This window comes from Actinoplanes sp. NPDC023936 (assembly GCF_040639325.1).
Lineage (GTDB): Bacteria > Actinomycetota > Actinomycetes > Mycobacteriales > Micromonosporaceae > Actinoplanes.
The window spans coordinates 95,924-103,358 of sequence record NZ_JBEZZR010000032.1; the positions used below are offsets into that span (position 1 = coordinate 95,924).

Below are 7,435 nucleotides of genomic sequence, written 5' to 3' on the forward strand. Positions count from 1 at the left end.
AGTCATGATGCCGAGGTCCCGCCCCGCCCGCGTCGACCTGACCATGCGAGGTTCGCTCTACGTCCTGTTCGCCGCGGTGCCGCTCGGCGTGGTCGGGGAGCTCGACGCGACGGCCGGCGGGCTCGCGGTGCTCGCCGGTGGACTGGCCGCCGCGCAGGGCCTGGCCGCGGCCGTGCTGCTGCACCAGTCCATCGACCACCGCCTGGGCCGGGGCCCGAAACCCCGCGTCCGCCTGGTGGCCGCCGTCCTGCTGACCGTGGCGGCCGTGGCGGCGGCCGTCCCGGTCAGCGACCTCACCGACGGCTCGTGGGCGTTCGTCACGATGGTGCTGCTCGCGTCCCTGCTGGTGGCGCTGGATCCGCTGCTCCCCACGCGGTCCGTCACCACGATCGCGCTGCTCGGCTGGCTGGTGGCGGCCGGACCGGGCATCTACGCGGACGCGGGCGCGTTCGGGCCGTACCTGGCGCTGTTCCTGATCCCGCTGTTCCTGCTGGCCACCGAGCGGTTCACGGTGTGGACGATCGACGTGATCTGGCAGCTCGACGACGCCCAGCACGTGCGGGCGGAACTCGCCGTCGCGGAGGAGCGGCTGCGGTTCGCCCGTGATCTGCACGACGTCGCCGGCCGTACCCTCTCGGTCGTCGCCCTGAAGGCCGAACTCGCCGCCCAGCTCGGCAAACGCGGGCGTCCGGAGGCGGTGGCGGAGATGCTGGAGGTGCGCCGCATCGCCCAGGACTCGCTCGCCGAGCTGCGCGCCGTGGTGAGCGGCCTGCGCACCGCGCGGCTCGACGAGGAACTGGCCGGCGCCCGCTCGCTGCTCGGCGCGGCCGGCATCGCCTGCCGGGTGATCGGCGACAGTGACGGGCTGGGGCCGCGGGCCCGGAGCACGCTGGGCTGGGCGATCCGGGAGGCGACGACGAACGTGCTGCGCCACAGCCGCGCCACCGAATGCGTCATCGAGCTGGACCGGTCGGCCGGCGAGGTGGCGCTGACGATGACCAACGACGGCGCGGGCGGGGTGGCGGCGACGGCCGGCAACGGACTGACCGGGCTGGCGGAGCGGGTGCGGGAGGCCGGGGGTACGGTCGAGGCCGGCTCGGTGACGCCGGACCGTTTCCGGGTGGTGGTGCGCCTGCCGTCCGCGGAGCCCGTGCCGTCGTCGGACGCGGAGCCGGTGCCGTCATCGGACGCGGAACGACGGGTGGAGGGGATGGCGTGATCCGGATTCTGCTCGCCGACGACGAGCACCTGATCCGGGGCGCCCTGGCCGCGCTCCTCGCCCTCGAGGACGACCTGATCGTCGTCGGTCAGGCCGCCACCGGCGCCGAGGCGATCGCGGCAGCCCGAGCCCTGCGACCGGACGTGGCCGTCGTCGACCTGCAGATGCCCGACCTGGACGGGGTGACGGTCGCCGATCGACTGCGTACCGAGGTCCCGGAGTGCCGCACGATGATCGTTACCAGTCACGGCCGTCCCGGCCACCTCAAACAGGCCCTGGCCGCCGGAGTGCGCGGTTTCCTGCCGAAGACGGTGTCCTCCGCCGACCTGGCGATGGTGGTCCGCACCGTCCACGGCGGTGGCCGTTACGTGGACCCGCAACTGGCGGCCGAGGCGATCAGCGCCGGCGACAGCCCGCTGACCGCCCGCGAGGCCGACGTCCTGCAACTGGCCGCCGAGGGCGCGCCGATCGAGGAGATCGCCCGGCGGGCGTCGCTGTCCCCGGGTACGGTCCGCAACTACCTGTCGGCGGCGGCCGGCAAGCTGGGCGCCGCGAACCGTCACGAGGCAGCCCGCACCGCCCGCAAACGAGGCTGGATCTAAGAGACCCGGTCGCCGCATCGCGCTGGAGCCCGCCGCCTCCCGCGGTTACCCCAAGCGCCCCACCGCGTCACGCACCCGGGCCACGTCCCGGCGGCGTTGTTCCATCGTGGTGGCGATGCCCACCAGCAGCAGGCCGCCGACCGCGAGCGGCACCCACCGGGGCAGCAGATCCCAGATCTGCACCACCTCGTGCAGCGCCGTCAGCACCAGCATCACGCCACCGGTCACCACCGGCGCCTGCAACCGGAACCGGGCGCCCACCAGCACCACGGCCACGGCGGCGATGCCGAGCAGGAGGCGGCGCGGGTACTGCGTGCCGTCCCCGCCGATCAGCGCGAGCGTGGGCAGGAACCCGGCGGCGAGGGCCGGGCCGTACGCGGTCCACGACGGCAGTTCCGGCCGGCGCCGGCGGGCCAGCCAGCCGGCGCCGAGGGCGAGGACCGCCGCCGGCAGCGTGTAGACCTCGACGACACCGACGTCGCGGGATGCCAGGAACAGCCACCAGCCGAGCAGGACGGTTCCGCCGGCGGCCAGCAGATGGCCGAACCGGTTGCCGGGCCGCAGCGCGCGCAGCCCGAGCACCACCGACCAGAGCGTGGCGATCAGAGCGGCGCGTCCCGGTGTCCCGGCGATCAGCAGGGCGACCAGGGCGGAGGCGTGCGCGACCGCGGCGGCGGCGGGCGCTTCCCGGGGGCGGCGCGCGGCCAGGACGGCTTCGCAGAGTGCGGCGACGGCCGCGGCGGCGAGCACGCTGAGCGCCGCGCCGCCGGCGTCGAGACCGGCGATCTCGCTTGCCGTGTACGCGACGACGACCACCGACGTCGTGCCGCAGATCCAGCCGGCGACCCGGACGAGCTCGTCGCGCCCGCCCGCTCCGATGGCCGCGGCAGCCACGGTGACCAGCGCGAACGCCGCGAGCATCGCCCCCGCCACCGGTGTGGTGCCGGCCAGCCCGGCAAGTCCCAGCGCGGCGAAGACGAGCGCGGCCGCGTGGCCGGCGGAGACGAACGCGCCCCCGTGGCCGGCGGAGACGAACGCGCCCCCGTGGCCGGTGGCGGCGGGCTCGGCCCCGTGACCGGTGGAGGCGGGCTCGGCCCCGTGACCGGTGGAGATGGGCTCGGCCCCGTGACCGGTGGAGATGGGCGCGCCCTCGTGACCGGCGGAGACCGTGACGACCGGTGGGGAGGCGGGTTGCGCGTTCAGCAGCGTGGCCGGCGACGGCCGGATCGCCAGCGCGACGAGCCCGGCAAGCCCGGTGACGAGGCCGGCCAGGGGCACCGACGGCCACGGCCCCGCGGACGCCGCGACGGCGAGCGGGAGGACGATCGCGATGACGGGCGCCGCGGCCCCGGCGGCCGCCCACAGCCGGGACGCCGGTGTGCGGCGGTAGGCAGCCGGCCCAGCCGTCGGCGTGCGGCGGTGGGCGGCCGGCCCGGACGCGCGGCGGTAGGCGGCCAGCCCGGCCGCCCCGGCGGTGATCAGCAGCGCGATCACCGAGGTCCAGGTGGTCACGGGGGTCGCCGGAGCGGTACCGGACCAGAAGGAGCCGAGCGCCCGGTACTGCTCCACGAACACGACGGCGAGGTCGGGCCCGGTCGCATAGAGCAGCGCGAGCACCGGCAGAACAGCGGCGAGCACGGCGCCCGCGACAGCCCCGTCGCCGGCCGCGGCCGCGCCGGGCGTGAGGGCCGGGCGATCCGGGACCGCCGCGGCGATCAGGAGCAGGGACGCCGCCGCGTACAGCGACGGCGCGTCCGAGCCGGCATGTGCGATCACCGGCAGCACCGCGGTGAGCAGCAGTGTCACGCCGAGGATCTGCGGCCGGTACCACCGGACTCCGCGGACCGCCGTGACGAGCACCGCGGCGACGAACACCGTGGCCACGGCCAGTTCGGCGCGGACCTGCCAGGTGACCGGGGTGCCGGCGGCCAGGAGGGTCAGCCAGACCGCGGGCGGGACGGCCAGCAGGCTGACGGTCGCCGACCAGGCGCCGAGGCCGGAGCGGAGCGGATTGGACCGTACCCGATAGGCGGTCGCCGCACCGACCAGCGCGACCACCGCGCACGCTGCCGCGCTCACCCCCGCGTCGCCCCGGCTCACGACCAGCGCATGCCCGGTGAGCAGAGCGGCCACCGTGAGCCGCAGGGCCGGCGGGCGCGTGCGGCTGGCGGCCAGGGCCAGCGCGCCCGTGGCGACGGCCAGATCCACGATCGGGGCGGTCCACCAGGGCAGCCCGAACGCCGGCGGCGCCAGCAGCGCCATTGCGGCCAGGGCGGTCAGCGCCAGGTCCGTGCGGAGCCGGGCCGGGGGCACGATTGCGTACGCGCAGAGCACCGCGACCGCCGCCACCAGCGTCTCCCGGCCGGGCCCGGACACGGCCCGGTCCAGTGGCGCGGCCAGCAGGGGCAGCGCCGCCTCCGCGCTGTCCGCCGCGGCCCGGACCGCCGCGCCCGTCACGCCCAGGCCCGGCACCGCCGCGACGAGCAGCCCCGCTGCGCGGGGACCCCGGGCGACCGCGTCCGGAAGGAGGCGCCCGATCCCCGCGACCACGGCGGCGACCAGGAACGCCACGATGGAGAGGCGCAGGACGACCGTACCCTCCGCAATTGACGTCGGCGTGCCGTCCGGCACCCACAGTGACCAGCCGCCCGCCGCGACCGCCACCGCGAGGGTGAGCAGTCCGGCGGTGATGGTCTGCGCCTCGCGATGCCCGGAGAGCGTCGCGGCGGCCGTGGCCAGCGCCGTGACCAGCACCAGCGCGCCACCGGCCGCGGCCGCTGCGGTTCCCGACTCCGCGGCGGCCAGCGCGGCGATCGCGATCAGCGCGGCGACGATGCCGGCGGCGTAGGCGCACAGGTAGGCGACCATGCCGATGCCGGTGGGGGAGTAGCGGCGGCGGTGGACGACTGCCAGGTTCAGCGCGGTCACCCCGCTCAGCGTGACTGACCAGCCGGTCAGCGTCGCCTCGGCGGAGAGGGCCAGCAGCGGCAGGATCGGCTGCGCCACGAGCAGCGCGGAGATCGTCGGGCCGCGGAGCTTGGTCAGCCGGGCATAGGCGAACGCTGTCACCGCGGTGATGGCGCAGACGGCGGACGCGTACCGGAGCGGGTCGTGGTCCCGGACCCCGAGAAAGTCGACCGCCCAGGCCGCGTAGCCGTCCAGCAGGATCATCAGCAGACCCACCGCGGCGAGCGTCTCGGCGGCGGCCGTCAGGCCGCGCCGCACCGCGAACGGGGGCACCGCCAGGACGGCGGCGGTCGCGGCGGCCAGGATCGCGGCGCGGCCGGTGACGCCGACCTGGGCCCAGGCGACAGCGGTGAAGACGGCGGCGGCGACCATCAGGAGGAGGCCACCGAGGATGAAGAGGACATTCTGGACGGTCAGCGTGGTGAGACGGGGTTCCGGAGTCGTGCGACCGACCGCGCCGGCGGGCGCCGTGCCCGCTGAGCCGGCGGCGCTCACGGTAGGCACAGCGCTCGCGTCGCTTGTCCGATTTTTCGCCGTTTCCCGCGATTTCTCGGAGGCTACCGCGCTCGTGACGCGGAAGGCGACCGCGTTGCGCTGCACCGTCGTGTCGGTGATCCGGCGCTGCAGCGTCGTGACCGTGGCCATGGCCGCGTCGAGCTGCTGATTCATGTCCGCCAGCTCACCGTCGAGCCGCATCACCTCGAGGGCGTCCGCATCCGGCCCCCGGCCGCAGCCGGGACAGCCGCTCTTGGCGGAGGCGGCCGTGCCGCAGTGGGGACACGGGTACATCGATGGCGCGCTGCTCACGGCGATAGTTTCGCGCACCCCCGCAAGAATGTGTTCTCCGGTGGCCTCCGGGCGCGTGTGGCGGTGATTCAGGCGCGGCGGATCGCCTTCGCGAGCGTGTCGATGTTGAGGTCGCGGATGGTCTCGTCGGCGAGCTTCGGAAGCGCGTGAACATGCCAGCGCGGGCTGTTAGTTTCACAGCGATGCAGCGAAATGTCCATATCGTAGACGGCGGCTCAAATCAGCGCCGTCACCGCCAGAACGAGAATCCAGGCGAGGAAACTCCCGCCGAAGCAGATCAGCCCGCCTAGCCGCGCGGAATGGTCGACGTCGCCCAGCGCCTGCGCACGCGGCCGACCGAACACCGAGATGACGATGTAGGCGGCGAAATACGCGATGGCGGGCAGGCCGCACACCGACCACAGCAACGTTCCTATCGAAGCCCCGTCGGCCGGAGCGAGGATGAACAGACCACAGGCAACCAGCCACGTGCAGAACGCCGCGACGGAGTAGACCAGCGCATTACGGCCTACTGGCGACATCGTCGGGAGGAGGGCAGGCCGCATGCCGCGTTCCTCGGCCTTCCGGGCCTCAGCGTCAGCCTGGTTCACCGCGTCCCAGGCACGCCGAAGTGCTTCATCTACGTCGTTCAGTCCAGTCCGCGCCGCGCCGCCGAACGACGGATGCGGCTCCCGTAACCGCTGCGCCAGACCGAGGAGGTGTTCCCCTTGAACGTTCAGCCGCCGCTTGAGCTTGTCGACCTCGGCCCGGCCGGTGACGGCACGCTGTCGGACCTGCGCAGACCTCGCCTCTTCCTGGCTGCGCGCATCGGCGAGCCGCCGCGCGAGTTCAGCGTATTCAGGCCATCTCATGACGACCTCGCATCACGAACATCACCGCTCCGGCGTGGCTTCGATCGCGGCCTCAGCACGATCGAGGAAATCCCACCAGTGCTCGCCCTCATCGCAGTACGAGGCAAGGAGATTGGCCGCGATGACGTAAGCAAGGATGATCACGCGTTCCATCGGCAGGATCTGATCGACTCGCGTTCCGGAGTGAGCTGCCTGAAGGTACTTGTTGACCTCGTCCTCGGCTGGGCCGACCCACTTTTCAGCGGTCGCAACCTCTCCTGCGATCTCTGCGAGCTCCTCGTTGGTCGACCGGACGCCTTCGTTGAGGTCGTACAGGACATAGAGCGACACCGCGGTAGCGAGGTTCAGACCGTGAATAGCGGCCTCATCGCTGGTGAACGCGCCCAGAGCTTGTTGCAGGCGGGCGAGGTCCTTGCCGACAACCGCTCCAAGCGCCTCGCGTACGAGCGGCTCCACACTGAAGTCAATCTTTCCCACCATCAGTCCTTTCGGTTGTTCCGCAGCTCATCGACGAAAGATCGGATCGCAGCGACGGCAGCGATCGCAGCAATCACCACACCGGCTACCGCTTTCACCGGCACCGGCATGAATTCCTGCCACGGCGACCAGGCGACCGCTGTCGTCGCTCCCATTGCTCCGATCGCAGTCGGAGTCAAGTATCGGCGTGGCGGTGCTTTGGCGTGCTGTTGCTCAGCGACGCGTCGCGCTGCCGCTCTCCTTCGTCGCTCCTTCTTGGTCAGGCGCTTGGGTTTTCGCGGAGAACGTGCGGGCGGCCCTGTGCTGCCCCCGCCGCTACCCCTTCAAGTGCCTTCGGCGACGGCTCGGGCCTGGCTGATGGTGTCGTTGGCGATGTCGATCGTGCCGTGGACCTGTTGGGAGAGTTTCTCGATGCTTTCCTTGACCGTGGTGAGGCCGGCGACGGTGGCGGTGGCGCCGAGGGCGACGGCCTGGTCGACGGCTTCGTCGGTGGTGGTGGCTGCGGTGTTGGC

7 protein-coding genes are annotated in these 7,435 nt (G+C 73.2%); 2 read left to right on the forward strand and 5 right to left on the reverse strand.

All coding sequences use genetic code 11. The features are described 5' to 3' along the window. Positions 1 to 4: 4 nt before the first annotated feature. On the forward strand, positions 5 to 1,219 hold the full coding sequence (locus AB0F72_RS31645; protein WP_360438882.1) for a histidine kinase: 1,215 nt from the start codon (positions 5 to 7) through the stop codon (positions 1,217 to 1,219). Beyond that, positions 1,216 to 1,821, forward strand: coding sequence for a response regulator transcription factor (locus AB0F72_RS31650; RefSeq protein ID WP_360438885.1), 606 nt, complete (start codon positions 1,216 to 1,218; stop codon positions 1,819 to 1,821). The genes AB0F72_RS31645 and AB0F72_RS31650 overlap by 4 nt, the downstream gene beginning before the upstream one ends. Positions 1,822 to 1,866: 45 nt before the next feature. On the opposite strand, the gene AB0F72_RS31655 is transcribed toward AB0F72_RS31650, so the two are convergent. From AB0F72_RS31655 to AB0F72_RS31675, 5 genes are all read right to left on the reverse strand, one after another. Further along, a complete protein-coding gene (locus AB0F72_RS31655; RefSeq protein ID WP_360438888.1) occupies positions 1,867 to 5,595 on the reverse strand; it encodes a hypothetical protein in 3,729 nt (1,242 codons plus the stop codon). A 68-nt stretch (positions 5,596 to 5,663) separates the two neighbouring features. Then, positions 5,664 to 5,795 (reverse strand): hypothetical protein, encoded by a 132-nt coding sequence (locus tag AB0F72_RS31660; protein ID WP_360438891.1) that lies wholly within the window; start codon positions 5,793 to 5,795, stop codon positions 5,664 to 5,666. 15 nt (positions 5,796 to 5,810) lie between these two features. After that, positions 5,811 to 6,446, reverse strand: a complete 636-nt coding sequence (locus AB0F72_RS31665) for a hypothetical protein (RefSeq protein WP_360438894.1) — start codon at positions 6,444 to 6,446, stop codon at positions 5,811 to 5,813. 21 nt (positions 6,447 to 6,467) lie between these two features. Next, entirely contained in the window at positions 6,468 to 6,926 is a 459-nt protein-coding gene (locus tag AB0F72_RS31670) for a hypothetical protein (protein ID WP_360438897.1), read from the reverse strand. Between the two features lie 320 nt (positions 6,927 to 7,246). Further along, positions 7,247 to 7,435: hypothetical protein (locus tag AB0F72_RS31675; protein WP_360438900.1), on the reverse strand; the 189-nt coding region annotated here is incomplete at its 5' end.

Coding starts and splice junctions, on each gene's coding strand:
- AB0F72_RS31645 (WP_360438882.1), top strand. CDS start 5: ATGATGCCGAGGTCCCGCCCCGCCCGCGTCGACCTGACCATGCGAGGT.
- AB0F72_RS31660 (WP_360438891.1), bottom strand. CDS start 5,795: ATGGACATTTCGCTGCATCGCTGTGAAACTAACAGCCCGCGCTGGCAT.
- AB0F72_RS31665 (WP_360438894.1), bottom strand. CDS start 6,446: ATGAGATGGCCTGAATACGCTGAACTCGCGCGGCGGCTCGCCGATGCG.
- AB0F72_RS31670 (WP_360438897.1), bottom strand. CDS start 6,926: ATGGTGGGAAAGATTGACTTCAGTGTGGAGCCGCTCGTACGCGAGGCG.